This window comes from Bacteroides sp. D20 (assembly GCF_003436255.1).
In the GTDB taxonomy this organism is placed as follows: Bacteria; Bacteroidota; Bacteroidia; order Bacteroidales; family Bacteroidaceae; genus Bacteroides; species Bacteroides uniformis.
Genome location: NZ_QSOO01000009.1, coordinates 13,524 through 39,200, shown reverse-complemented (window position 1 = coordinate 39,200; position 25,677 = coordinate 13,524). Strand labels below are relative to the sequence as shown.

Sequence of the window (25,677 nt, the reverse complement as noted above, 5' to 3'; positions counted from 1 at the left end):
GATTAGTTAATGAATAGTCTGAATTTAGCAAAAAAAGCACGTCCGGGCTTCTGCAGCTTGTAGTTGTCATAGGCTGTCTTGTCGAGGAAGTTGGTACACTCCAAAGCCAGATTATAGCGTCCGCGTCTCCATGAGTAAGTGATGTCGGCATTACAGATGTGCTGGGCGGGAATGCGTGCCTTGTTGTCATACGAGCCGTAAGCTTCCCAGGTCAAAAAGTACCAGTGCACCCACTGATAGGTACAACCCAGGCGCAGTCTGCTTTCGGGCAGGGCGATGTTGCGGAAGGTATAGTATGCTTCTACACTGCCAAAGAGCCAGGGACGGTTGGGCACACGGTTGTTGTAGGTGGCGGAGGGTTTTCCGTCGCCCTTGTACTTCTGCTGGTCGCGGGTGTCTTGGTAACTGACGTTGGTGGAGAGCTGCAGTCTGCCTTGCCAGTCGTAGCGTATTTCCCCTTCCACACCTTTCACGTGGACGGCAGGGACGTTGGTATATTGCATCGTGCCTTCTTTCTCGGCAATGCTGGTCTGAATGTAGTTGTTTACCTTGCGGAAAAATCCGCTCATCTCGTAATAGAATGTATGTCCATTGCCCGGGTGCCATGTGCCGAATAGAGAAGCATTGAAGTTGTTACTGTTTTCCGGTTTCAGTGCCACGTTGGCATAGATGGTGGTACCGTTTCCCAACAGCTCGCGGGCAATGGGTAGTCTCACACTATGTTCGTAGGATACTTTGATGGATAAAGGTTCTACGATGGTGTATCGAAGTCCAGCACCGTAGCCCAAGTAGTTCTTGGTGGTGGAACCTTGCACATCCTTCGAGCCGGTCACGCTGGATTGGTCGGTCTGCCGGATATTGGGATGGTTGATGTAGTCTTTTATGAAGAATACGTTTTCCATCTTGCCATCCAACAGAGACTGGTTGTAGGAGAGTCCCAGGATATGTTTGGTAACCACATCTTTTGACGGCTCGAAGCTGGTATCAAGGTCATCGAAGCGGTCGTTTCCGGTACGGCTCAAATGGTAGTTCAGATTAAAGCTGTGATGGGTATTCAGCTGATAGTCCAGGTTGGTGCGCATAATGGTGAGCGGACGCTTGTAGTGGCGCATGGATGGTTCTTTGCCCATAATCTCGTTGCGCTGGCTCACGATGTATCCTCCATCCCAATAGTACTTCCGATAGGCAGTGTCCACGGTCAAGGAATGGTCCCAGGTGTGGGAGAGGGAGGCATTCAGTTGCATGTTCTTCAGGATGAAGTTGTACTTCTGATAGCGGGCAGAGATGTTCCAGGAATCGGAATTCCTTTCTGCCATTCCGTATACTTTGTTTTGGACAGACCCCGTCTGCAGTTCCTTGTCTGTTTTTGAATAGGAGGCGGAAACAAAGAAGGCATCAGCCCAGGATTTGTTGACAAATCCGGCTTCCACCTGTGCCAGTAGCGAGAAGTAGCCGTCATGAAAACGCTTGGGATTGCCATATATGAAATTGTCTCCGCTTTCGTCGCGCATCTGCACATTCTTCATTCTATAATCGTTTTTGGAGTAGTTGATGCCAACGGTTGGCCGGACTATTAGTCCGGTTCCCTTTTCTACGAACTGGGTGTTCAGGTCCGTCTTGTGTGTATGGAAGGAGCCGATGCCGTAAGATACATCCAGATAATTCTTCTTCTCCTGCTTTGTAATGATATTGATGGCACCGCCCAGTGCATCTGTTCCCAAGCTGGCAGGGACTACTCCTTTGTATATCTCAATCCGGTCTATGATGTTAATGGGTAAGTTGGCGAGGGAAACACCGCTTCCTTTGGTGTCCAGTGGCATTCCGTCCAGAAAGTAGCGGATTGAATTTCCGGACAAGCCGTTGATGGAGAGGTCGAAGTCCGAGCCAACCCCGCCTTCCTCTCTCACCTTGATGCCCGTTGTACGGTTCACCAGGTCGTTGAGGTTATTTAGTGAGTTTACTATCGGCTTGATGTCGAGTGCATTGACAGCAAAGGCCCCTTCCTTCACTTTCTGCGTTTGGGTCTTTCCGTATACTTCGACAGAATTCAATGCCACGGCGCTTTCCTGCAATGTGAAATTCTGTTTTTTATCCTGCCGGATGTCGAGGGATTGTTTCACGGTTTGGTAGCCCAGGAAGGAGACGACGAAGGTGTGTTTGCCCGGAGCGACTTGCAGTGAATACTTCCCCCGGTCGTCCGTATAGGTGCCGGAGGTGGTGTTTTCCACAGCGATGGTGGCTTGGGCTATCGGTGTCCCGTGCTGGTCTATGACTTTTCCGGATAAGGTGACCTTATTCTGTGCCATACTACCTGCAGGCAGTAGGCAGATAAATGTAAATAGCAGTCCTGTGATGAATCTCATTTCAGTTCCTTATAAGCGTTCGTAACTTGCCCTCAAGGAAAAATGAACAAAGAGAAAGATTCCTTTATATGGATAAAGAATGCCTCGACTCAATGTTTTGTTGCTTTATTCCCCGAAAGCACTAAAACTATGTTGTCTTGGCAGGTCTTCTGACTTATCCCTCTTTGAATGCCTTCCCATCCGCCGGGCGGACAGTGGCTTGTAGAATATTCAAAGATTTTGGAAGGACTTACAGCAGCGGGTCTGTTCAGGATTTGCACCTGATTCCCTTTTTCATCACTCATCTCCAACAGAACCGGGAGAGGTGAAACCAAAACTGGGACAAAGATAACAAAAACTATTAGGTTTGCGAATACTCCTGATAATTTTTGTTATCTTTGCCCGCGAATTGGTTCCGGATGCATGTTTCCATCATCTGGATTAAAAGGGAATCGGGTGTAAATCCCGGACAGTCCCGCTGCTGTGAAGCTCCGTTTATATCATGAAAAACACCTTTGCCACTGATATGCATTGAAATATCGGGAAGGCTTCAGGATTAGGAGTCAGTCAGAAGACCTGCCATTCATTAAAGGCTGCCTTTGCTCGTGGGTTAGGAAGACAGTACGAAGATATTAGTTGAACATTTAAACAAGAAATGGAATGCCTTTGTTAAAGGTATGTCCGCATTGTGGTGTGACTATATATATCCTTTATATATTAAAGAAAAAGTAAAATGATTAAGAAAGTATTGATTGCCAACAGAGGTGAGATTGCCTTGCGCGTCATGCGTTCGTGCCGGGAGATGGGACTGCTTACGGTTGCCGTCTTTTCCGATGCCGACCGTACTTCTCATCATGTGGCATATGCCGATGAAGCCTATCCGATAGGATCGGCCGTGGCAAAAGAGAGTTATCTGAATATTGAAAAAGTGATTGCCACGGCAAAGCGATGCGGTGCCGATGCCATCCATCCGGGTTACGGCTTTTTGTCGGAGAACTCGGAGTTTGCACGCCGTTGCAAGGAGGAAGGGATTATCTTTATCGGTCCCGCCGCCGAGACGATGGAGGCGATGGGCGACAAGATAGCTGCCCGCAAGCGAATGATTGCGGCAGGCGTACCCGTGGTTCCCGGAACGGAACAACCTTTGCAGAGTGCCGAAGAAGCCGTGCGCATCTGCAACGAGATAGGTTATCCCGTGATGCTGAAGGCGTCTATGGGTGGCGGTGGTAAAGGTATGCGCCTTATCCATAACGAGAGCGAAGTGGTGGAAGCCTACAACACGGCACGCTCCGAGTCCATGTCCTCCTTTGGAGACGACACGGTCTATCTGGAAAAGTTCGTGGAAGAACCCCACCACATCGAGTTCCAGATATTGGGCGACAACCACGGCAACGTCATCCACCTCTTCGACCGCGAATGCTCCGTGCAGCGTCGCAATCAGAAGGTGGTAGAAGAAAGCCCGTCACCCTTCCTTACGCCGGAATTGCGCCGGGAGATGGGAGAGAAGGCGGTTGCCGCAGCCAAGGCAGTAAACTACTCCGGTGCAGGTACCATCGAGTTTCTGGTAGACAAGAACCGTCGGTTCTACTTCCTCGAAATGAATACGCGCTTGCAAGTAGAGCACCCCATCACGGAAGAAGTGGTAGGCGTGGACCTGGTGAAAGAGCAAATCCGCATTGCTAACGACGAGGTGCTGCACCTCAAGCAGGAGGAACTGTTCCAGCGCGGCCATGCTATAGAGTGCCGCATCTGTGCCGAAGATACGGAAAACAACTTCATGCCGTCTCCCGGTGTCATCAAGCAACTGACGGAGCCGAACGGAATCGGTGTGCGTATAGACAGCTATGTGTACGACGGCTATGAGATTCCCATCTACTACGACCCTATGATAGGTAAGCTCATCGTATGGGCAACCACCCGCCAGTATGCCATCGAGCGTATGCGCCGTGTGCTCTACGAGTACAAAATTACGGGCGTAAAGACCAACCTTGCCTATCTGAAGCGCATCATGCACGTGCCCGACTTTGTGAAGGGAGAGTACAACACCCTCTTTATCGAGAAGAACGCCCGCATGCTGGTACGCACCAACACTGCCAACGAAGAGTTGGAGAACATAGCCATGATAGCTGCCTATATGGACTATCTGGTTAATCTGGAGGAGAATGTTTCGGCACAGCTACCCGATGCCCGCCCCATCAGCCGTTGGAGGGAATTTGGCTTGCAGAAGGGAGTGCTCAGGATTTAAGGAATGGATAATTGATAATGGATAATTAATAATGGAAATACATATAGGAGACCGTATCGCAGACATTACCCTGGTGGGTAAGGAAGGGAATAAGGTACAACTTACCATTGACGGAAAGCCCTACGAAGTGGACATTGTGATGGCAGAGAACGGAAGTTGCTCCATCCTGCACAACGGAAACTCGTTCAACGCAGGCCTTGTGCGCGGCGAGGGCGGCAAGAGTTATGACATCAGCATGCTCCAGCGTTCCTTCCACGTAGACATTGTAGACACGCAAGCCAAGTATCTGCACATGAAGAAAGGAGCCGACGAGAAGCAGGGCGACAAGATTCTGGCACCGATGCCGGGCAAGGTAGTGAGCATCCCCGTCAAGGTGGGCGACCGACTGGCTGCCGGAGACATTGCCGTGGTGCTGGAAGCCATGAAGATGCAGAGTAACTATAAGGTAAATGCCGACTGCATCGTCCGCAACATTCTCGTGAGCGAGGGCGAACCGGTAAATGCCAACCAAGTATTGATTGAATTGGAGTTGATAAAGGAGGAATAATCCCGAGTCGCATTCAGTCCGTATATTATAAATCACTAAATTGTAAATGCAAATATGAACAGAGAAGAAATATACCGCCAGTTTGAGGAACTGGACAAACGTGCCTCGCTGGGTGGGGGCGTAGACAAGATAGAGAAACAACACGCCTCCGGCCGCATGACTGCCCGCGAACGTATTGACATGCTGCTGGACAAAGGCTCGTTCAATGAGCTGGACAAGTTCGTGAACCATCGCTGCACCAACTTCGGCATGGAGAAGAAGCAGATTGCCGGAGACGGCATGGTGTCCGGTTACGGAAAGATAGACGGCCGCCTTGTATTTGTCTATGCCTACGACTTCACGGCGCATGGCGGTTCGCTCAGCGAGACGAATGCCGCAAAGATTGTGAAGGTGCAGCAGCTTGCCCTGAAGAACGGTGCTCCCGTCATTGCCCTCAACGATTCGGGCGGCGCACGCATCCAGGAAGGTGTGAACAGCTTGGCAGGCTATGCCTCCATCTTCTATCAGAACACCATTGCGTCGGGTGTCATTCCGCAGATATCTGCCATTCTGGGTCCGTGTGCCGGTGGGGCATGCTACTCTCCGGCGCTTACCGACTTTATCTTCATGGTAAAGGAGCAGAGCCACATGTTCATCACCGGTCCGGACGTGGTAAAGACCGTGACCCACGAGGAGGTGGACAAGGAGGAACTGGGCGGTGCCTATACGCATAGCAGCAAGAGCGGCGTTACCCACTTCATGTGCAATACGGAGGAGGAGACACTGATGAGCATCCGCGAGCTGCTGAGCTTCCTGCCGTCCAACAATATGGAAGATGCTCCCTTCACTCCCTGTTCCGACGATATCCATCGCCGGGTAGAGGCGCTTCAGACCGTCATTCCTGAGGACCCGAACATGCCCTATGACATCAAGGATATTATAGAACCGGTGCTGGACAACCAGTACTTCTTCGAAGTGATGCCTCACTTTGCCAAGAACGTCGTTATCGGTTTCGGTCGCCTGAACGGGCGTTCGGTAGGTATCGTGGCAAACCAACCTGCCTATTTGGCAGGTGTGCTCGATATTGATGCCAGCGACAAGGCGGCACGTTTCATTCGTTTCTGCGACTGCTTCAACATCCCGCTGATAACCTTCGAAGATGTTCCCGGCTTCTTGCCCGGAACGATGCAGGAGCACAACGGCATCATCCGCCACGGCGCCAAGATTGTCTATGCCTATGCCGAGGCCACCGTGCCCAAGATAACGCTGATTACCCGCAAGGCATACGGCGGCGCCTACATCGTGATGTCCAGCAAACCGACGGGTGCCGACGTGAACCTGGCTTATCCGCAGGCGGAAATCGCCGTGATGGGTGCCGAGGGTGCAGTGAACATCCTCTACCGCAAGTCCTCTGCCGAAGAGAAGCAGGAGATTATCAAGGAGTATGAAGACAAGTTCTCCAACCCTTACCGCGCCGCCGAGCGTGGCCTCATAGATGAGGTCATCATGCCGCGTGACACCCGCTACAAGCTGGTGCAGGCATTGGAGATGGCGCACAACAAGAATCAGAGCAATCCACCGAAAAAGCACGGCAACATGCCTTTATAATAGTAGTTATTTTTTATGTGTGAAATGCGTATCCCCGGAGAAGTGATTTCTGTGGGGATACACTTTTTAAATAGAGAATTAAGAATTAAACAATAAGGCTGAAAAGTAAAAACTAAAGATAGAAACTATGGAACTATTAAGAAACCTCTTTGAGGGTTATCCCAATCTTTGGGGCGGAGGAGTGGCACACTCTGTCCTAATTCTGTCCCTGGTCATCACCTTCGGTATCATGCTGGGCAAGTTGAAGGTGGCAGGCATCTCGCTGGGTGTCACCTGGATTTTGTTTGTGGGCATTGTCTTCGGACATTTCGACATGAACCTCGACGAACATCTGCTGCACTTCCTGAAGGAGTTCGGCTTGATACTGTTTGTCTATTCCATCGGTCTGCAAGTGGGACCGGGATTCTTCTCCGCTTTCAAGAAGGGCGGACTTACGCTGAACATGGTAGCAATGCTTTCCGTCTTCCTCAGCGTGGTTATCACCATTGTGTTGCACTTTGCCACCGGAATCCCCATTACTACGATGGTGGGTATCTTGTCCGGAGCCGTGACCAATACCCCCGGTCTGGGTGCTGCCCAGCAGGCAAACAGTGACCTCAACGGGGTGGATGCTCCGGAAATCGCACTCGGATATGCCGTTGCCTATCCGCTGGGTGTGGTGGGCTGCATCCTGGCGCTGCTAGCCTTGAAGATTTTCATGCGGATTAACACCCAAAAAGAAGAGGAGGATGCCGAGCACGGGCTGGGTCATCTGCAGGAGCTGACCGTGCGTCCCATATCGGTAGAGATACGCAATGAGGCAATAGACGGCAAGCGGATCAGAGATGTGAAACCATTGTTGAACCGTGCGTTTGTCATCTCCCGCATCCGGCACACCGGCAGTCAGGAAACAGAACTGGCGAATGCCGATACGGTGCTGCACATGCAGGATGAAATTCTGTTCATTGCCAACCCGAAAGATGTGGAGGCCATTGTTGCCTTCTTCGGAAGAAAAATTTCGGTGGAGTGGGAACGGGAGGACAAGAACTTGATTTCACGCCGCATCCTCATCACCAAGCCGGAACTGAACGGCAAGTCTCTGTCTCAGCTCAAGATACGTAACAACTTCGGTGCCTGCATCACCCGTATCAACCGTTCGGGCGTGGACCTGGTGGCAACTCCCCACTTGCAGTTGCAGATGGGAGACCGTGTGACGATTGTAGGCAGTGAGCTTGCCGTGAGCCATGCGGAGAAGGTGCTGGGTAACTCGCTGAAGCGTCTCAACCATCCCAACTTGATTCCTATCTTCCTGGGTATTGCCCTGGGATGTATCTTGGGCAGTCTGCCGTTCATGTTCCCCGGCATTCCCCAACCCGTGAAACTGGGACTGGCCGGCGGACCGTTGGTGGTTTCCATCCTCATCAGCCGTTTCGGGCCTCAATATAAGCTGATAACCTACACGACGATGAGTGCCAATCTGATGATACGCGAAATCGGTATCGCCTTGTTCCTGGCCTGCGTGGGGTTGGGTGCAGGAAAGGGATTCATCGATACCATTATCTACGAAGGCGGCTATGTGTGGATTGGCTATGGGGCCATCATCACGGTTGTCCCGTTGCTGGTGACAGGATTCATGGGGCGCTATTTCTGGAAGCTGAACTACTATACGCTGATAGGTGTGCTGTCCGGAGCTAACACCAATCCACCTGCATTGGCCTATTCCTCGGACTTGACATCCTGCGATGCCCCTGCGGTGGGATACGCCACAGTCTATCCGCTGGCTATGTTCCTGCGGGTGCTGACGGCTCAGTTGCTGATACTGGCGTTGGCGTAGTTTCACCATAGATAATCTATGGTACATAGGTTGATTTGATAACAAGTAATGTAAAGGGAGCTAACAAGTAATGTTAGGCTGCTTTACATTACTTGTTATTTTTGTTTGTAGTATTCCTCCGCTTGTGCCAGTGTCTCCGGTTTGCCGATGTCGAACCAGCGGAATCCTTGCAGCGGATAGCCTTGTATGTGCACCTTTGTGCAGGCGGACAAGTAGAAAGGAATGATGGAGAACTTGCCGTTCCACTGCCCATCGTCCATCAGGTGGAAGAGGGAGGGGGAGATGATGTGGATACCTCCGAAGGCGAGTTCCCGGTACTTCGTTTCCCGGTAGTCGAAGCCTGCCGGTTTCACCTCTCCGGTGGACTTGTTTATCCAGCCGTGCAGGTGGTAGTCGTCGTCAAAAAGGAGATAGCGGGAAGTCTTGCGCTCGCTCACAAGCAGGGTAGACTCCGCATCGCTCTCCAGATGGTGGCGGTAGAGACCTGCAAGGTCAATGTCCGTCAGAATATCCGCGTTGTGCACCAGGAAAGGTTCTTGTCCGTCCAGAAAGGGGCGTGCCTTTTTGATGCCTCCTCCGGTGTCGAGCAGCATGCCGCGTTCGTCGCTGATGTGAATCTCCGTGCCGAAGTTGTCGTGGGCACGGAGGAAGTCGATAATCTGCTCCCCGAAGTGGTGGATATTGACCGTTATCTCGTTGAATCCTGCTTCCTTCAACCGCAGTATCACCCGTTCCAGCATGGGCTTTCCTGCTACGGGAACGAGGGCCTTGGGCATGTTGTCCGTCAAGGGGCGCAACCGGGTGCCCAGGCCGGCGGCGAAAATCATGGCTTTCATATTGGCATATTCTCACATTAGCACATTAAACTTTGGCCTTAAACGTCTGTTCAATATTCTGTTCTCTATGTATCAGGTTCACTTGCACGCCGAACTTCTTGTGCAGATGTTCCGCCAGGTGTTGTGCCGAATATACGGAGCGGTGCTGTCCGCCGGTGCAGCCGAAGCAGACAGACAGATTGGTGAAGCCGCGTTCCATGTAGCGCTTCACGGAAGCGTCGACAAGGGCGTAGGCATGCTCCAGGAATACGGCTATCTCGCCGTCGTCTTCCAGGAAGCGGATAACGGGTTCGTCCAGTCCCGTGAAGGGTTTGTAACGCTCGTACTTGCCGGGGTTGTTCACAGCGCGGCAGTCAAAGACGAAACCTCCTCCGTTGCCCGTGGAATCTTCGGGGATACCTTTTTTGTAGGCAAAGCTGGTGACTTTCACCACGAGGCGACGCTTTTGCAGGTCGTCTGTAAACTGTTTCAGATCGGTGAGTTCGCGCAGAATCCGGCAGAGGTAGGGATATTCTGGATAAGGTTCTTGGAGCAGTTGGCGAAGGTTCTCGATGGCGAAGGGGACACTTTGTATGAAGTGGGGCTTCTTCTCGAAGTAACCGCGGAAACCATAGGCACCCAGCACCTGCATGGTGCGGAACAATACGAAGTGGCGAAGCTGGGCATAGAAATAAGCCTCGTCCACGGGCTGGTACTTGCGCAGGGCGTCGATGTATTCCTTCAGCAACTCTTGGCGCAGGCTGTCGGGATAGTTTGCTTTGGCCTGCCACAAGAAGGAGGCAACGTCGTAGTAGACCGGACCTTTGCGTCCGCCCTGGAAGTCGATGAGCCACGGTTCGCCGTCCTTTATCATAACGTTACGGCTCTGGAAGTCGCGGTACATGAAGGTGGCGGAGCTGCTACGGAGCAACACGTCTGCCATCTTCTGGAAGTCGTCTTCCAGCCGGTCTTCCTGGAAGTCCATTCCCGTAGCCTTGAGGAAGCAGTATTTAAAGTAGTTCAAGTCCCACAGAATGCTGCGGCTATTGAACTCTGCCTGCGGGTAGCAGTAGGAGAAGTCCATGCCGTCGGCTCCGGCAAACTGTACGGCGGGCAGCAGACGGATGGTCTTGCGCAGCAACTGTTTCTCTTCCTCACCGAATACGCTGGTCTTGCGGCCTTTCTCGATGGCATTGAATAGGAGCGAGTCGCCCAGGTCTTCTTGCAGATAATAGATATCATCTTCGGAGCGGATGAACACTTGCGGTACGGGCAGTCCTTTCTGGCGGAAATGTTCTGCCATGTAGAGGAAGGCGCGGTTCTCCTCCACAGACTCTCCGCTGACGCCGATAAGTGTAGGACTTCCGATGAGGCGGAAGTAACGGCGGTTGGAGCCGGAGGAGGGGAGTTCGTCAATCTGTTCCGGTTCGTGTCCGGTATGTGCGATGTAGAGTTTCTTAAGTTCTTCGGTTATCATGGTGGTATGTTTTATTTTCGCAGCTAAGATAAAACTTTTGTCGGAGATATGCTTACCTTTGCAGGAGGAAAATATTTAATTTGATAGCTTCATAATGGATTCCATTCCTCAGTTTCTCATAGCCGCCCCTACATCGGGCAGTGGAAAGACCACCGTCAGTCGTGGACTGATGGCATTGTTTGTGAAGAAAGGTCTGAAGGTGCAGCCTTTCAAGTGCGGTCCCGATTATATAGATACTAAGTATCACGAGGCGGTATGTGGCCGTCCTTCCATCAATCTGGATACTTTCATGGCATCTCCGGAGCATGTCCGCAGTCTGTATGCACGCTATTCGGCAGATGCTGATGTTGCCGTGGTCGAGGGGATGATGGGGATGTACGACGGGTACGACCGCGACCGGGGCTCGTCGGCAGAAGTGGCACGGCTCTTGGGTATTCCTGTGGTGCTGGTGGTCGATGCCAAGTCGGCTGCCTATTCCATGGCTCCTTTGTTGTCGGGGTTCATCAATTTCCGTCCGGATATACGTATTGCGGGAGTTATCTTCAATCGTGTCGGCTCACCCCACCACTACCGGATGCTGCAGGAGGTCTGTGAAGACTTGAACGTGACTTGTCTGGGCTATCTGCCCAAACGGAAGGAACTGGAGCAGGAGTCACGCCATCTGGGGCTGGATTTCAGCCGTTCTAAGGAGACGGAGGGGCTGGACATGCTGGCAGGCTTGCTGGAGGAACATGTGGACTGGGAACTGCTACTCTCGACAATCGGGCTTCCATTGCCTGCGGCGGCTGTGGAGGAGAAGTCGGTACTATCAGAGCCGGGGAAGCTGCATATCTCGGTAGCGCGCAACGAAGAGTCCTTTTCCTTCCTCTATGCGGAGCATCTGGATATTCTGCGCTGTATGGGCACGGTCACTTTCTTCAATCCGGAGCAGGACCGGGCTATTCCGCAAGAGACGGATTTGCTCTATCTGCCCGGCGGCTATCCCGAGAACCGTCTGGAGGAACTTGCCGGGGCAAGGCTTGCCAGGGAGTCTATCCGCAGCTATATAGAGGCTGGTGGCAGGACGCTGGCAGAATGCGGGGGGATGATATATCTTTCGCAGTCCGTTCTTTCTGATGGGGATACGGACGGGGGAGGCAGTGATACAGACGGAAGAAGCACCGGGAACAGTGTAAGCAATGTCGGAAATGAGATGGTGGGAGTATTACCTTTCAGCATCACGAACGAGCGTAAACGCAGGAAACTGACATTGGGATACCGTCGGTTCGACTATAACGGATGGCGGCTTAAAGGACACGAATTCCATTATACGCAGCTTGCTGTGCCCGAAGCTGGTGGAAAAGAAAGTGGTGCGTACAGTCTTACTCCCTCGATAGTGCAGGTTTTCAATGCCAGAGGAGAGAAGGTCGCTACTCCCATTTTTCGTTATAAGAACCTGATTGCCAGCTATACACATCTGTATTGGGGCGAGATGGATGTGATGTCTTTGTTCGGTGGAGCCTAATCTTGTAAAACATCTTTTGAATCTGCTGGACTTTCCTTCTTTTTCCTTTCATGTTTTGCTTGAAAAGTCCCGGTATTTCTGCATATTTATATTCCAAATTTGTTTGTATCTTTGCGATAGAGAAAAGGTCTACGGGCTGTGAGGGAGTCCCCTTTACAATCCGGGCTATAGTAGCTGATTTTGAAGAGTTATCCCATGCAGGAAAGTCCTCTACACGTACCTCTGTAAAGGATGAACATCTTAAAATGGAGTTTGTCGATGGTGATTCGATTGGTGTTTTTGCCATAAAGGACGGTGCTATAATGGATGATATTGATAATGCCAAATTGGTTTACAATAGGTCAAGCGGCAGTTGGAATCCGGTGGGAAATGGTACACTTTATTGGTATGATGGAGTGAGTTATGTCGCATACTATCCATATAGGAGGAATATCACAATAGATGTCTCAAAGGGTATGGACGGAGCTATTGCCTCACTGACCGGGAATGAAAAACTGCAACCTTCGAAAGACCAGTCCACAACAGAAAAGCATATTGTCAGCGACTTGTTGATTGCCACCGGCGTACCTGCTATTGACAATTCTTCCGGAATAATCTTGAGCTTGCAGTTTCAACACCAGTTTGCATTGCTTGTGTTGCAACCGCAAGTATACGTAGGTTGTTTTGCTCCTGAAAAGGCAGGCTTTGTTTACCATATGGAATCGAGGGTTTTAGGAACAGACTCGGTAGCTATTAATGTGAGTCTGAATGGTATTACTCCATATCAGATAGATTCTTTGAAATATTGTGCCATTGTTCCGCCACAAGCAAATGCACGGGTTACCGGAAACTATACGACTACCAATGGAAGAGATGATACGAATATAAAGATAAATTATTCGGGCAGCTCCATTACTCTTGTTTCTGGAAAATGCTATACTCTGAAAGTTATCAGTCCCGTACCCGGTAAAGGAAGTATAGAAAGAAAGCTTTATCCCGGGGATTTTATCTTTCAGAACGAAATCGATAGAAGAATAGAGGTACATCCAGGAAATGGAATGTTGGAAGAAGATGGGAAAATCTATGATTATAAAAATGCTATCGGAATGGTAATTACTTGCGATCCGGAAAGGATGACAGACAAGAAGTGCAATGAAAAGGGATGGAATCATGCCTATGTGATGATGTTGGATAGTTTGAAAGAAGGGAATTGGGGACCGGTGGATTTAATCGAAGTGGGTATTGACACAATATCAATAGCTGATGTAAAGTCAAAGCATGATTTTAGTAGAATCAAGAATAACATGAATGGCTACTCTGAAACTTTACAGATGCTGGCAAATCATGAGGGTGATGCATCTTTTGTAAGCGACTGTCGTGCTTTTTATCTGGTGAAAACTTACAATAACAGCAATAAGGTACCGGATGGGATTGAACGCAGTCCGTGGTTTCTGCCAAGTATAGGGCAATGGTTTGATATGTTGGTGAATATTTGTGGAAGATCTCCGGAAAACTTCCAACACAATACCGGTAATGGTTTACAAGATGAAAAGTGGGGACAGGAAACGTTAGATAAATTAGAAGGACAGTTATTCAAAGTTGGTAAATCGTTACCGCAGTTTAACGTGAACTACAGACTTGGTTTCAGTTGCAGTTCTCAATATGATAAAGATAGAAGCTGGATGCTTCTCTGGCATATTGATGATCCCTTATATAAGTGGGAAAGGGTTTGCTTACAAGGATATAATAAGACTTCTGCATGGCATGTCCGGCCGTTTTTTGCATTTTAATCATTCCTTGATTAAAAATAGTCCTAATCTAAGTTTGAATTCATTATGAAAAAGTCCGGATAGCGCATTGATATTTTATGTAATTTCGTTTGTGTTCTCGAAATAGTGGAGTATCTTTGTTTTCATTTAAATATATTGATTATGAAACTGAATACTTATCGCTTGTCTTCTTTGGAAGACCCTACTGATGAACAACTGCATGCTTTGATGGAACAAGTGGCTGTTGCGGCCCGTGAAAGTTCTCGCAAGGCAAAAAGAGAATTGGAGCGGAGAATGCAAGAGGTGAGAGAAAAATTGAAAGCATATAGAGCTAAAAATGTAAGTGATATATCCATGTGATGAACGAAAAAAATCCGACACTTTGTATAGTAGCTGGTCCGAATGGTTCGGGTAAAACTTCTACGACAGTGCAACTGCTTCATAATGAATGGGCAGAAAATAGCCTTTACATTAATCCTGATAATATAGCGCAAGAACAATATGGTGATTGGAATTCTCCCGTTGCAGTATTGAAGGCAGCAGAATTGGCGACTAAAATGCGTTATGAGTGTTTAAGGAAAAGGCAAGATTTTGTATTTGAAACAGTCTTTTCCTCAGACGAAAAACTTGCATTTGTTGAAGAAGCAAAAAAAGCAGGATTTTTTATTCGCATTTTTTTTGTCTGTACAAATAATCCTGAGATAAATGTACGGCGTATTACACAGCGCTATTTGAATGGAGGGCATGAAGTTCCCATTTCCAAAATTATTTCCCGTTATTATAAATCGTTATTGAATATAGGCAAAGCAATATCCTTGGTTGATAGGGTATATGTCTACGATAATTCAATAGAAAATCAAATTCCTCGATTATTGTTCCGCACTGTAAACGGGACCCTCTTCAAACAATATGTAGAGGAAATCCCGCAGTGGGCACAGTTCCTTATCAAATAGAGAATGAAAAGAGTCTATACCAAAACTGGAGACAAAGGAACAACAGGTATTCATGGTGGCATGCGCGTGCCGAAAGACGATATCCGTATCGAGGCAAACGGATGCCTTGATGAACTGAATGCGGTGATTGGCATTGTGCGTTCCATGCTTTCGGCAGAAGATAGCTGGCAGGAGTTGCTGCATGCTGTCCAGCGGGAACTGATGGTGGTAATGAGCCATGTGGCCACTCCCTCGGGAGTGGTAAATCCTAATCCGCTTTCTGCCGCAGAGCTCACGCTACGCTGTGAGCAGGAGATGGATGCCATGACCGTCTTGCTGACGGACAACGGCTACTTCCTTTTGCCTGGTGGCACTCCCATATCAGCCCAACTGCAGTTTGCCCGTACCGTGGCCCGCCGTGCCGAACGCCGTTTGTGGACACTCCATCGCCAAGACCCCGTGAACGAGGATATTCTGCGCTTCATCAACCGCCTTTCGGACTTGTTCTTCGTCATGGCCCGCATGGAGATGCAGCGGCAGGACTGGCCGGAGGAGAAATGGCAAGAGTTTGCCTACAAAAGGAAAAGACAGTAAGCACTTATCGCTAACCGCCGGGAAGCTGTTTTCAGCATAGGGGTTCTATTTGCTGTCCGAGCCTTAAATCATACAGACATGCCCGTACTTCCGCTTCGCTGCCGATATGCTTTCCTGCATCGTCGGACAGCTTCACGCATTCGCGCCATTCCTGGTTGACGTTCATCTTGCATTGCGTCAGTTTCATTACGATGTTGGAGGGCTTGAATCCGGTATCATTCGTCAGATTGGTGCCGATGCCGAAGGAGCAGCGGATTTTGCCCCTGCAATGCTCCTGGATGTCGAGTGCCTTGCCAAAATCGAGCGCATTGCTGAAGACGATGGTTTTAGTGGTAGGGTCGATGCCCAGTTCGCGGTAGCGGGCAACGAGCTTGTCGGTGAAATCGAATTCATCGCCGGAGTCGCAGCGTACACCGTCGAATAGTTTGGCCTGCTTGCGGCTCAGGTTACTTAAGAAAATGCCGGAGGTATAGGTATCGGACAGTGCGATGCCCAAGTCACCGTCGTACACGTTCACCCAGTTTTCCAAGGCCATGTAGTTGGCGTGTTTGTAGCCGAACTGTGCGCCGTGGAACATGAACCATTCATGCGGATGCGTCCCCATAGGCTTCATGCCGTATTTCATGGCGAAGTGGCAGTTGGAAGTCCCGGTACAGTATTCGGCGGCTTCCTTCAGACGGTCTATGACTTTGTCCTGTACCTCGAACGAGAAGCGTCTCCGGGTGCCGAACTCCGAAAAATACAGCTGGTGTCGGTTGGAGAGTGCCACCTTTTCGGACAGTTTGCAGAGTATGCCGTCCATGTCGGCCACGTTTCCCAAAGAACGGTTCTTTATTTCGGATACGATGGAAAGCAGGGGGACTTCGTAAAGGGTGGCCTTGTACAGATAGTCCGTGATTTCAATGTTCAGGTGCCGGTCCTCGTCCAGATGGATGCTTACCTTCTCCGGCTGGAAGCGGAAGGAGGAGAGCCACTCCCAATAGACCCTCGGCAGGAAACGGCAGTGGCGGGTCATGTATTCCAGCTCTTCGGCAGTAAGTACGGTCTGTGCCAGGCTGTCCACCGCCTCTTGCAGTTCCTTCAGAAACGTGTCCGTATAGGCGGTGTCGTCTCTGTCCTTGAAGCTGAAAGTGCCCATGGCATAGGGAAACAATTTGATGTAGGCATACGAGGTGGTGAATTTGTAAAGGTCTGTATCGAGTATGGTATGAATCATGGCAAAATATTCTTTAGTTATGATGTTCGATTTTGGGGATGAAGATAGTGAAAATTTCTTATTTGATCAGCCTCTATCTGTTAACAACGGCATATTCCTATTAAACCATGTTATAAATGAGACCGTCATGGACAGAAATTTTGGATATTTCGGGGAAGTCCGTACATTTGCAATGTGTTTTTCATAGTATTAGATTTAAGGTTAACAAAAGATTGGCTGTCTGGGATAGATAGCCTTTTTTTATGCCTTCACTTTTCCTTTTCCGTAGAGGTGGCGTGTAGTGCAGAGCGCCAAAGTTCCATAGACCAATACTTGTATCCACATCGTCAGCATCTGCGGCCATACGTCGGCCAGCGTTCCACCCATTGAATTCAGTTTTACAAAAGCAAGTACGGCAGGACCTGCCGGAAACAGATAGTGGGCTGTCTGCCAATACCACGGCATCAGCTCCAGCGGATAGGACACGCCCGAAAGGAAGATATAGCCCACAGAGAAGAAGGCTATCATCAGCAACGGCGCTTCGGAGTCTGTAAACCAGCGGGAGACGGCCAGGGCAAGGAAACTCGTGCCCAGCAGGAAGGGTATCATCATTGTGACGATGTCTCCTCCGCTGCCGATGTGTGGGATGCTGAACAGGTGCGGCAACAGTCCCAGCAGGAATAGGGAAAACACCACGTAGAGCATGAAGTATACGAAGGTCCTGCCTCCGACAATCCGTAATGTATCCTTCAATGAGTCGGCACGCATCAGCCGTATTCCTTTTCTTCGGGCTTCCGCTTCCTCGCCCGTCAGCATGGCAATCACCATCAGCATCGTCTGGAAGATGATGACAATTAGGACGGCGGGAATCAGATAGGAACCGTAGCCCTCTGTATAGTTGTAGAGCGCCGTGCCGGACACGCTGACGGGAGCGGACGAAGCCACTGCCAGCAGTCCTTGCGGAGGTAGGAATACGGTGCCCTCCATGCGGTGGGCATCGTTCACGGCAAGCATGACGCGCGCACTGGATTCTTGCAGTCCTTTGAAGTTGAGGAAAGCGTCCGTGGCGGCATAGAGTACGAAGACCGAAGTCTCGCCCCGTGCCACACGTGCCTCGAAGTCGGCAGGCAGGTAAAGGATGCCTGCCACGTCGCCCTGCTTCATCCATTGGCGGGCTTCGAGGATGTTGGGTGTCTGGCCGTAGACGGCGGTCTGGGGAGTGGCGTCGAGCAGTCGGATGTATTCGCGGCTGAGGGCGGAGTGGGAGAGGTCTACCACTGCGACGGGAGCCTTGCGCACCAGGTTGGGGGCGTACATGTAGTTGTAGAGCAGTCCGTAGAGGAAGATACCGCCTGCCAGCACGAGCAGGATGGCGGGATTGGTGGCGATGGCATGCCACTCGTGGCGGATGACGGAAGCTGTTGACAATGCGGTAGGTGGGCAAGGTGATGGGGAGGCGGAGATTGCTTCTTCCCTTATCTCTTTTTTTATCCACCATTTCAGCAATGGCAGTATCAGCAGTGCTGCCAATAGGAAGATGAAGAGTGTAGCTACCGACTGCCAGAAGTAGGCAAATCCTGCATCGAAGTAAATCATGGCTTGTGCCGCCTCCGTGAAGTGCCGCACGGGGAAGAGGTAGGAGGCCGCATGCACGGGCGCATACATGGCTGTAACGGGAAACGTGACTCCGGACAGCGTAGCCCCCAACGACCCCACCATGGATACTACACTGATGATATAGGCAATCTTGGGAAAGACAGAATAGATAAAGACCGCCAATGCCTGGGTAGCGATGATGAAGAGCACGGTCACTGCATTCATCAGCCACAGACTGCCAGCGAAGGGGATATGTAGCGGGCCGAACAGTACATAGTTTGCCAGGATACCGATGGACGAGAAGATGAGGGTATAGGGCAGCAGTTTCCCTGCTACGGCAGTGAGGATATTGCCTCGTGCCATCTCCAGCCATTCGCCGGCGCTGCCGAATTTCAGTTCGCTGCCTATGGAGTAGACGGTGGTGAGCAGGATGAGTATCTGGAACAGTACGAAAAAGAAAGGCTGGCTCAGGTAGATGGAGTAGTCCATGTCCGGATTGTAGAGGGGATGGGTACTGGCTTCTACGGGGAGCAGAAAGGTCTGTATCTGTTCTCCGCTGACTCCCAGAGCTTCGGCCTGCATCACGATGGGCGAGAGCGCCACGGGGGCAAGCGTATTCTCGAACGCCGCCATCAGCTCGCTGCCTACTGAAAGAAGGGCATAGTGGTAATAATAGGTGAGCGTTGCGCCAGTTCCCGTCACCGCCTTCTGTTCGAAGCGGGGCGGGATGACGAGGTAGCCGTATATGTCCTTCTGTTGCAATGCCCGGCGGGCGTCGGCTTCGTCGGTGAAATGCTCCGTCACACGGAAGGTGGGGGCGGCAGAGATGCGTCGGGAGATATTGCGCGAAGTGGCAGTGTTGTCCAGGTCGACGATACCCACGGGAATGTTCTCCATCTGTCCGTTTCCAAAGATGGTGGCCATGAAGAACAGACAGAGCAAGGGTAGCACGACGCAGACGCCGAGGTATAGACGGCGGGAGGTCATGCGGTGCCATTCGCGACGGATAACCATGCGGAGCGCTTTCATTGCGTAGCCAAATTCTTTATCTTTCATTTTTTATTCTTCATTTTTAAGAGTACGGACATCCCCGGTCTCAATCCCTCTACCTGCTGTGTGGGACGTGCGTGTATCTCGAACGTCTGCATGTCATAGCTGCCCGTCTGTTTGGTGGATTTCCAGGTGGCGAAGCTGCCCAGCGGACTGATGTAATAGATGCGGAATTCAATGTCCTTGCCGTCGATGGCGGGGACATCGGCACGGAAAGTGCCTCCCATCTTGAACTGCGGCATCAGGTCCTCGCGTATGTTCAGTACCACGTGTGCATCGTCCATCACGACAAGGCTCATGATGGGAGTGCCGGGGGCCACCAGCTCTCCGCGTTTTGGGAAGATGGTGGCTATCTGGCCGTCTTCGGGAGCGGTGAGACGGGAGTCGACGAGGAGGGAGGAGACTTCATCGACGGTGCTTCGCGCCGCTTCCACCAGGCTGCGGGCCGAGGCACGGTCCTCGCTCTGCGCTCCGTCCACGGCCATCTGGTATTGCTCGTAGGCGGCACGTTCGGCGGCTTGGGCGGCTTTGTACATGGCTTCCACCTCGTCACGCCGCTGGGAGGTGACGACACTGTCCTTATAAAGCGTTACAATGCGCTGGTAAGTAGTCTTGGCGAGGGCAAGGTCGCTCTGCGTCTTGTTCCAGAGTTGCCGGGCGGTGGCCACAATCTGGCGGCGGGTACCGGCGTCTATCTTCTTGTTCTGCTCCTGGGCCACCTGCTCCAGGGCATTCACCTGGCGGTATTTGGCTTCGATGGTGGGGCTGTTGATGACGACAAGCGTATCGCCTGCCTTCACCCAGTCGCCCTCTTGTACGAGGAAGGAGTCCACACGTCCGGGCAGCTTCCCGCTGATACGTATTTCCGTTGCTTCCACTTGTCCTTGCAGAACCAGGGGCTGCCGGCTCATGAGTAATATGCCGGCAAGCGAAATGATGACCGTTGCGGCCAGGATAATGACGAATGCAATGCTGATGCTTTTATTATTGATTTTCATAAAGGGTAGGTTTTAATAAGTTGTCTCGAAATATTTCTCGAACCGTTCCGGCGTTCCGCAGATAGCCAGCAGGTTCATCAGTGCCACATCATATTCGTAGTAGGCTGCCAGACGCGCCACGCGGACGGTTGCCAGCATCGTTTCCGCATCTACGACCTCGGTACTGGTTGCCATGCCTTCGGCAAAGGATTTCTTGCGGATTCGCACCAGCTCTTCGCTCAGCTCGATGGTGGTATTCAGGGCGCGTACGTTGTCTTGTGCCTTTTGCAGTTGGGTGTATAGCTTGTCGATGCCTACGCTCAGGTCTTCTTTGGCTTTTTCTTGTCCCAGGGCAAGGGTCTGCTGGGCTATCTTCGACTGGCGGATGCGCTTCTCACGCGCCAGTCCGTCGAACAGGTTCCAGGTGAAGCCCACACCTACGATGGTGCGGGGGACAAGATTGCTTTGTATGCCGTGGGCATAGAGGGTCTGCTTGCCGAATACGGCGATGTCCGGCAGGTAGCCGCTCTGGTCGATGCGGAGCTGCTGGCGGGCAATCTGTGACTGCAGTTGCAGTTGGTTCACGGTGTAGTTCTCCACCCGCATGGCTTGCAGGAACTCCTCTTTGGCGGGCAGTTGGTTGTTGATGAAAAGCTCCGAAGTAGGATGGATGCTGCATGTGTCTTGCAGGTTGAGCAGGGTGCGCAGGGCACTTTGCACGACGGAGGCCTCCTTCCGGGCAGCCTCCAGTGAACGGGCAGCTTCATCCATATTCACTTGGGCAAAGAGCCGGCCTGCCTTGTCTATCATGCCGGCAGCTTCCAGTTTAAGGGCATTCTGGTAATGGCGTTGTAGGCTGTTGTAAGTCTCCTGCCGCACGCGTACTACCTCTTGCGCAAGTTTCAGCCCGAAGTAGCTTTCTGCCAGCAGGGTGCGTTGCGTGGCATCGGTCTGTCCCCGGTTTTCGCGGGCGATGTCTATCATGGTGTTGCCTATCTTCGAGGCCCGGATGCGCTTGCCGCCGGAGAATACGACCCATTCGGCGGTCAGGCCGACGGAAGTCAGGTTGCGTGGAGCCAGTGGAAAGGCAAGGGTATGGGAGCCTATCTGGTCGAGTATGCTGCTGATGAATTGGTCGTCCGGCACGATGTTGTGCACAAAGTCCTTTGCCGGGTCGGTGAACTGGGAAAGGGGCTGTTTTACCTCTATCTTTTCGGAAAGATGCACGAACGTACCGGCACCTTGCAGGGAGGGGTACCAGAGGGCATTCAGTTTGTCACGTTCCGCACGGGCGGCTTCAATTCCCTTGTCGGCTATTTTCAGGCTGCGGTTGCCGTTTTGCATCTGCCTCAGGGCATCACCGAAGCTAAGGGGAAGGGAGGTTTGTGCGGCCACTCCACCGATGGCAAGCAGCACGCAGGCAGCAGCCGGAAAGAATCTCCGGCATAATAGATTATTCATAAGTTCGTTCGGTTTAGGGGTTCTTGTTTCTCTAAACAAGAGGAGGTGGGAATTGTTCAGTAGTCATCTTTTTGAATAGAACGTTACAAATATAACGAATAGTTTCCGAAGATATGGCTTATGAATGGGAGAGATATTCGGATTTGCACTATCTTTGCATTCGCTAAAATGGAATTTATGGAGAAACTTCATCCGATTATGTTTGCCGGGACGGGCAGTGATGTGGGAAAGAGTATCATTGCTGCCGCCTTCTGCCGCATCTTCAAGCAGGACGGCTATCAGCCCGCACCGTTCAAGGCACAGAATATGGCGCTCAATTCATTTGCCACTCCCGAAGGGCTGGAGATAGGCCGTGCCCAGGCTGTGCAAGCAGAAGCCGCCGGAGTGCCTTGCCACACGGACATGAATCCGCTACTGCTGAAACCACAGTCGGACCATACCTCGCAGGTTGTCCTCAACGGGCGTCCTATCGGCAACCGCAATGCTTATGAGTATTTCCGCAAGGAAGGACGCGACGAGCTGCGCCGGGAGGTTTGTGCTGCCTACGACCGCCTTGCCGCTCGCTATAATCCCGTTGTGCTGGAAGGCGCGGGAAGCATCTCCGAAATCAATCTGCGGGATACCGACCTTGTCAATCTGCCGATGGCCCTGCATGCCGGAGCCGATGTAATCCTTGTGGGGGACATTGACCGTGGCGGTGTGTTTGCCAGTGTCTATGGTTCGCTGATGTTGCTTCGTCCCCATGAGCGGGAACGCATTAAAGGAATTCTTATCAACAAGTTCCGGGGGGATATACGTCTCTTCGAGTCGGGCATTACGATGCTGGAGGAGCTTTGCGGCATTCCCGTTGTCGGGGTAGTACCTTACTACCGTGATATCTACATTGAAGAAGAAGACTCCGTGGCGCTTGCCGCAAAGTCTGTCCGTGCCGAGAAGGGAAAGGTGAACATCGCCGTCATTCTGCTGCGCCACCTCAGTAACTTTACCGATTTTAATGTCCTGGAACGTGACCCGCGCGTACATCTCTTCTATACCAACAATGTGGATGAGCTGGCAAAGGCCGACGTCATCCTGCTGCCCGGCTCCAAGAGCACGCTTGATGACCTTTACGAATTACGCCGTAACGGTGTGGCGGCTGCCATCATCCGTGCCCACCGTGAAGGTGCCACCGTGATGGGTATCTGCGGCGGCTATCAGATGATGGGGCAGGAGGTGCTCGACCCTGAGCATGTGGAGGGGGACATTGAACGCCTGCCCGGACTGGGGCTGTTGCCCATCAGTACCCGCATGTCGGGAGAGAAGGTGACCCGCCAGGTGAAGTTCGGTCTGTGCAGTCCCCATTCTCCATCTTCCACTCTCCATTCTTCATTAATGCAGGGTTATGAAATCCATATGGGAGTGACCACCCCCGTGGAAGGTACTCCCGATTCTCCCCTGAATCTTTTGGAGAACGGCTCTACCGACGGTTACTGCGTGGACTCCACCTGCATGGGGACCTATATTCATGGCATTCTCGACAATCCGGAATTCATAGATTTCCTGCTTGCGCCTTTTGCAGACAAACTGTCCGGGAATGCCGGCGCTTTCGATTACCATACATTCAAAGAAGAACAATACGATAGGCTTGCCGAGCACGTGCGCCGCCACGTCAACCTGCCGCTTATCTACCAAATATTGACAAAGAACCATGATTGAAGGACACGGAGACGATTCCTATAAATACAGCCGTCCCATTACGGCAAACTTCAGCTCGAACGTTTACAGCAGGGTAGACCTCTCTGCCTTGAAGGCGCATCTGTGTGCCCGGATTGACGGCATCGGCAACTATCCCGAACCGGAGCCTTACACGTTTGAGGCCTGCCTTGCCCGCTGCCACCGTCTTCCTGCCGAGGCAGTGTGCGTGACGAACGGAGCTACCGAAGCCATCTATCTTACCGCACAGACTTTCCGCGGGACAAACACCGCCATTGTGCAGCCCACTTTCAGTGAATATGCCGATGCCTGCCGCATGCACGGCCATCGGGTCACTTCCCTCTACCGGCTTCCTGCGGAGAGCGAGGGGTATCGCTTGCCGGAAGAGGTGCGCATGCTGTGGCTGTGCAATCCCAATAACCCTACCGGAACGGTTGTGGAGAAGGAATATCTGGCAACACTTATCAGTCATAATCCGCAGGTCTGTTTCGTCATCGACCAGTCCTACGAGTTTTTCACCTTGCGTCCGCTTTTCTCTGCTGCCGAGGCTGCGGAGTTTCCCAACGTCTTGCTGCTGCACTCCATGACCAAGCGTTATGCCGTTCCCGGTCTGCGACTGGGATATGTCACCGGCGCCCCCCACCTGCTGCACCGTCTGCGTACCAACCGTATGCCCTGGTCGGTCAACCAGCTTGCCATTGAGGCAGGGCTCCATCTGCTGGAACATGATGTTCCCAATCCGCTGGATGTGGCGTCTTACTTGCAAGAGGCTGCCCGCCTGCGCAGTGCGCTCGAGGCATTGGGAGGACTGGAGGTATGGGCCACCGAAACCCATTTCATGCTGGTGTGCCTCCGTATGGGTAGGGCTTCCGCTTTGAAAGACTATCTGGCAGGGGAGCATGGTATCTTGATTCGGGACGCCTCCAACTTCGACGGACTGAATGAGCATTTCTTCCGTATAGCCGCCCAGAGCCGGGAGGAGAATGACAGGCTTGTAAAAGCAATAGGACAATGGCTTGAGGAGGAATAACCGATGGAAGAAGATGTGCTTATACTTTTGGGTGTCGCCTTCAACTTGAACCTGCCGCTTCTCACAGCCTGGCTGCTCGACCACTGGCTGGGCGACCCGGCGTGGCTACCCCATCCGGTGGTGGCTTTCGGCAAAGCCATTTCTTTCTGTGAGCACCGGTTGAACCGGGGCGATTCGCGTTTCCTGAAAGGAGCGCTTATGACGGTGCTCCTCGTGGCAGGTGTGTATTTCGTCACGCTTCTGCTACTCCGCTTGGCTGCACTCTTTTCTCCGGGCATGCTGCTGACGGTGCAGATACTGCTGATATTCTATTGCTTGGCGGGCACTACGCTGGTTCGCGAGGTGCGTATGGTGTTCAAGGCGGTGGACCGTTCCTTGGAGGAAGGGAGGATGCAAGTGGCACGTATCGTTGGGCGTGATACGTCTGCGCTCTCGGCGCAGGAGGTGAGAACCGCGGCATTGGAGACTTTGGCAGAGAATTTGAGTGACGGGGTCGTTGCTCCCTTATTCTGGTATCTGCTGTTGGGAGTTCCGGGCATGCTTGCCTATAAGATGGTGAACACGTTGGATTCCATGGTCGGCTACAAGAACGAGCGCTATCGTCGGTTCGGCTGTTTCGCCGCCCGTCTGGATGATGTTGCCAATTATATTCCTGCTCGTCTGACAGCCTTTCTGATGGTACTGGTTTCCGGTCGCCTTTCCTTGTTTGCTTTTGTGGGCAGATATGGCAGCCAGCATGCCAGTCCCAATTCCGGTTATCCGGAAGCCGCCCTTGCCGGTATTTTGAATTGCCGTTTCGGGGGGCCGCACAACTATTTCGGCGAGGAGGTATGGAAACCTTATATCGGTTCTAATGAACGGCCTCTGAAGACAGAAGATATGCGTGTGGCTGTCCGCATCAACCGGCGTGTGGAGTGGTGGATGGTAGTTGCCGTAATAGTGACATCGACCTTGGCTTCCTTTTGTTTTTAAAATGTTGTTATTTTAACTGATTCTTTGTCCGTTCCAAAAAGATATAATATCTTTGCAAGACCGCGTTGCATTAAAAATGTAACTTTTAAAGCAGACAAAG

General features: G+C 51.6%; 19 protein-coding genes and 2 riboswitches. Of the genes, 12 read left to right on the top strand and 7 right to left on the bottom strand.

Features of this window, described 5'->3' with window-relative positions; genetic code table 11:
• Positions 1-2 precede the first annotated feature (2 nt).
• Entirely contained in the window at positions 3-2,363 is a 2,361-nt protein-coding gene (locus DXD78_RS10820; RefSeq protein ID WP_009038544.1) for a TonB-dependent receptor, read from the bottom strand.
• A 121-nt stretch (positions 2,364-2,484) separates the two neighbouring features.
• A riboswitch (cobalamin riboswitch) is annotated at positions 2,485-2,693 on the bottom strand.
• A gap of 42 nt (positions 2,694-2,735) precedes the next feature.
• Positions 2,736-2,941: riboswitch (cobalamin riboswitch) on the top strand.
• 134 nt (positions 2,942-3,075) lie between these two features.
• On the opposite strand from DXD78_RS10820, the gene accC reads away from it, so the two are divergent.
• The 4 genes from accC to DXD78_RS10800 all read left to right on the top strand — a co-directional run bounded on the left by accC (position 3,076) and on the right by DXD78_RS10800 (position 8,534).
• The gene (accC, locus tag DXD78_RS10815; RefSeq protein ID WP_009038543.1) at positions 3,076-4,587 is read left to right on the top strand and encodes an acetyl-CoA carboxylase biotin carboxylase subunit; all 1,512 of its coding nucleotides are present in this window, start codon (positions 3,076-3,078) and stop codon (positions 4,585-4,587) included.
• Between the two features lie 31 nt (positions 4,588-4,618).
• The gene (locus DXD78_RS10810; protein ID WP_005836686.1) at positions 4,619-5,134 is read left to right on the top strand and encodes a biotin/lipoyl-containing protein; all 516 of its coding nucleotides are present in this window, start codon (positions 4,619-4,621) and stop codon (positions 5,132-5,134) included.
• 54 nt (positions 5,135-5,188) lie between these two features.
• The gene (locus DXD78_RS10805) at positions 5,189-6,721 is read left to right on the top strand and encodes an acyl-CoA carboxylase subunit beta (RefSeq protein WP_009038542.1); all 1,533 of its coding nucleotides are present in this window, start codon (positions 5,189-5,191) and stop codon (positions 6,719-6,721) included.
• Positions 6,722-6,848: 127 nt separating this feature from the next.
• On the top strand, positions 6,849-8,534 hold the full coding sequence (locus DXD78_RS10800; RefSeq protein ID WP_009038541.1) for a putative transporter: 1,686 nt from the start codon (positions 6,849-6,851) through the stop codon (positions 8,532-8,534).
• 95 nt (positions 8,535-8,629) lie between these two features.
• Here the strand turns inward: DXD78_RS10800 and DXD78_RS10795 are convergent, their stop codons facing one another.
• A complete protein-coding gene (locus tag DXD78_RS10795; protein ID WP_009038540.1) occupies positions 8,630-9,370 on the bottom strand; it encodes a nucleotidyltransferase family protein in 741 nt (246 codons plus the stop codon).
• A 25-nt stretch (positions 9,371-9,395) separates the two neighbouring features.
• The gene (locus tag DXD78_RS10790; protein WP_009038539.1) at positions 9,396-10,826 is read right to left on the bottom strand and encodes an RNase adapter RapZ; all 1,431 of its coding nucleotides are present in this window, start codon (positions 10,824-10,826) and stop codon (positions 9,396-9,398) included.
• A gap of 94 nt (positions 10,827-10,920) precedes the next feature.
• Here DXD78_RS10790 and DXD78_RS10785 point away from each other — a divergent pair, with 94 nt between their 5' ends.
• The 5 genes from DXD78_RS10785 to DXD78_RS10765 all read left to right on the top strand — a co-directional run bounded on the left by DXD78_RS10785 (position 10,921) and on the right by DXD78_RS10765 (position 15,604).
• Positions 10,921-12,330, top strand: a complete 1,410-nt coding sequence (locus tag DXD78_RS10785; protein WP_009038538.1) for a cobyrinate a,c-diamide synthase — start codon at positions 10,921-10,923, stop codon at positions 12,328-12,330.
• 50 nt (positions 12,331-12,380) lie between these two features.
• Positions 12,381-14,099, top strand: coding sequence for a fimbrillin family protein (locus DXD78_RS10780; protein WP_009038537.1), 1,719 nt, complete (start codon positions 12,381-12,383; stop codon positions 14,097-14,099).
• Between the two features lie 141 nt (positions 14,100-14,240).
• Positions 14,241-14,438: a hypothetical protein gene (locus DXD78_RS10775; protein WP_005836934.1), complete on the top strand. Its 198-nt coding sequence runs from the start codon at positions 14,241-14,243 to the stop codon at positions 14,436-14,438.
• Complete coding sequence (locus tag DXD78_RS10770) at positions 14,438-15,031, top strand: zeta toxin family protein (RefSeq protein ID WP_005829300.1); 594 nt, start codon at positions 14,438-14,440, stop codon at positions 15,029-15,031. Before DXD78_RS10775 ends, DXD78_RS10770 begins: the two co-directional genes overlap by 1 nt.
• Before the next feature lie 3 nt (positions 15,032-15,034).
• Positions 15,035-15,604 carry a cob(I)yrinic acid a,c-diamide adenosyltransferase gene (locus tag DXD78_RS10765; protein ID WP_009038536.1) on the top strand — a complete coding sequence of 190 codons (570 nt, stop codon included), beginning with the start codon at positions 15,035-15,037 and terminating at the stop codon, positions 15,602-15,604.
• Positions 15,605-15,635: 31 nt separating this feature from the next.
• Here DXD78_RS10765 and pncB read toward each other — a convergent pair whose 3' ends face one another.
• From pncB to DXD78_RS10745, 4 genes are all read right to left on the bottom strand, one after another.
• Complete coding sequence (gene pncB / locus DXD78_RS10760; RefSeq protein WP_005829296.1) at positions 15,636-16,820, bottom strand: nicotinate phosphoribosyltransferase; 1,185 nt, start codon at positions 16,818-16,820, stop codon at positions 15,636-15,638.
• A gap of 240 nt (positions 16,821-17,060) precedes the next feature.
• Positions 17,061-19,451, bottom strand: coding sequence for an ABC transporter permease (locus DXD78_RS10755; protein WP_034529802.1), 2,391 nt, complete (start codon positions 19,449-19,451; stop codon positions 17,061-17,063).
• Entirely contained in the window at positions 19,448-20,443 is a 996-nt protein-coding gene (locus tag DXD78_RS10750) for an HlyD family secretion protein (RefSeq protein ID WP_009038534.1), read from the bottom strand. The genes DXD78_RS10755 and DXD78_RS10750 overlap by 4 nt, the downstream gene beginning before the upstream one ends.
• A 12-nt stretch (positions 20,444-20,455) precedes the next feature.
• The gene (locus DXD78_RS10745; protein ID WP_008663462.1) at positions 20,456-21,883 is read right to left on the bottom strand and encodes a TolC family protein; all 1,428 of its coding nucleotides are present in this window, start codon (positions 21,881-21,883) and stop codon (positions 20,456-20,458) included.
• A gap of 177 nt (positions 21,884-22,060) precedes the next feature.
• Here DXD78_RS10745 and DXD78_RS10740 point away from each other — a divergent pair, with 177 nt between their 5' ends.
• From DXD78_RS10740 to cbiB, 3 genes are read left to right on the top strand one after another with little or no spacing between them, the layout of a single operon-like run.
• On the top strand, positions 22,061-23,578 hold the full coding sequence (locus tag DXD78_RS10740; protein ID WP_178611733.1) for a cobyric acid synthase: 1,518 nt from the start codon (positions 22,061-22,063) through the stop codon (positions 23,576-23,578).
• Positions 23,571-24,605, top strand: a complete 1,035-nt coding sequence (locus DXD78_RS10735; RefSeq protein ID WP_009038531.1) for a threonine-phosphate decarboxylase — start codon at positions 23,571-23,573, stop codon at positions 24,603-24,605. Before DXD78_RS10740 ends, DXD78_RS10735 begins: the two co-directional genes overlap by 8 nt.
• A gap of 3 nt (positions 24,606-24,608) precedes the next feature.
• Positions 24,609-25,577 carry an adenosylcobinamide-phosphate synthase CbiB gene (gene cbiB / locus DXD78_RS10730; RefSeq protein WP_009038530.1) on the top strand — a complete coding sequence of 323 codons (969 nt, stop codon included), beginning with the start codon at positions 24,609-24,611 and terminating at the stop codon, positions 25,575-25,577.
• Positions 25,578-25,677 lie beyond the last annotated feature (100 nt).

Excerpts from the sequence above, each read along its gene's own strand:
- DXD78_RS10755 (WP_034529802.1), bottom strand. The coding sequence starts at position 19,451 with ATGAAAGATAAAGAATTTGGCTACGCAATGAAAGCGCTCCGCATGGTT.
- DXD78_RS10735 (WP_009038531.1), top strand. The coding sequence starts at position 23,571 with ATGATTGAAGGACACGGAGACGATTCCTATAAATACAGCCGTCCCATT.
- DXD78_RS10810 (WP_005836686.1), top strand. The coding sequence starts at position 4,619 with ATGGAAATACATATAGGAGACCGTATCGCAGACATTACCCTGGTGGGT.
- DXD78_RS10795 (WP_009038540.1), bottom strand. The coding sequence starts at position 9,370 with ATGAAAGCCATGATTTTCGCCGCCGGCCTGGGCACCCGGTTGCGCCCC.
- pncB (WP_005829296.1), bottom strand. The coding sequence starts at position 16,820 with ATGATTCATACCATACTCGATACAGACCTTTACAAATTCACCACCTCG.
- DXD78_RS10800 (WP_009038541.1), top strand. The coding sequence starts at position 6,849 with ATGGAACTATTAAGAAACCTCTTTGAGGGTTATCCCAATCTTTGGGGC.
- DXD78_RS10790 (WP_009038539.1), bottom strand. The coding sequence starts at position 10,826 with ATGATAACCGAAGAACTTAAGAAACTCTACATCGCACATACCGGACAC.
- DXD78_RS10750 (WP_009038534.1), bottom strand. The coding sequence starts at position 20,443 with ATGAAAATCAATAATAAAAGCATCAGCATTGCATTCGTCATTATCCTG.
- DXD78_RS10820 (WP_009038544.1), bottom strand. The coding sequence starts at position 2,363 with ATGAGATTCATCACAGGACTGCTATTTACATTTATCTGCCTACTGCCT.
- DXD78_RS10780 (WP_009038537.1), top strand. The coding sequence starts at position 12,381 with ATGTTTTGCTTGAAAAGTCCCGGTATTTCTGCATATTTATATTCCAAA.
- cbiB (WP_009038530.1), top strand. The coding sequence starts at position 24,609 with ATGGAAGAAGATGTGCTTATACTTTTGGGTGTCGCCTTCAACTTGAAC.
- accC (WP_009038543.1), top strand. The coding sequence starts at position 3,076 with ATGATTAAGAAAGTATTGATTGCCAACAGAGGTGAGATTGCCTTGCGC.
- DXD78_RS10775 (WP_005836934.1), top strand. The coding sequence starts at position 14,241 with ATGAAACTGAATACTTATCGCTTGTCTTCTTTGGAAGACCCTACTGAT.
- DXD78_RS10805 (WP_009038542.1), top strand. The coding sequence starts at position 5,189 with ATGAACAGAGAAGAAATATACCGCCAGTTTGAGGAACTGGACAAACGT.
- DXD78_RS10745 (WP_008663462.1), bottom strand. The coding sequence starts at position 21,883 with ATGAATAATCTATTATGCCGGAGATTCTTTCCGGCTGCTGCCTGCGTG.
- DXD78_RS10770 (WP_005829300.1), top strand. The coding sequence starts at position 14,438 with ATGAACGAAAAAAATCCGACACTTTGTATAGTAGCTGGTCCGAATGGT.
- DXD78_RS10785 (WP_009038538.1), top strand. The coding sequence starts at position 10,921 with ATGGATTCCATTCCTCAGTTTCTCATAGCCGCCCCTACATCGGGCAGT.
- DXD78_RS10740 (WP_178611733.1), top strand. The coding sequence starts at position 22,061 with ATGGAGAAACTTCATCCGATTATGTTTGCCGGGACGGGCAGTGATGTG.
- DXD78_RS10765 (WP_009038536.1), top strand. The coding sequence starts at position 15,035 with ATGAAAAGAGTCTATACCAAAACTGGAGACAAAGGAACAACAGGTATT.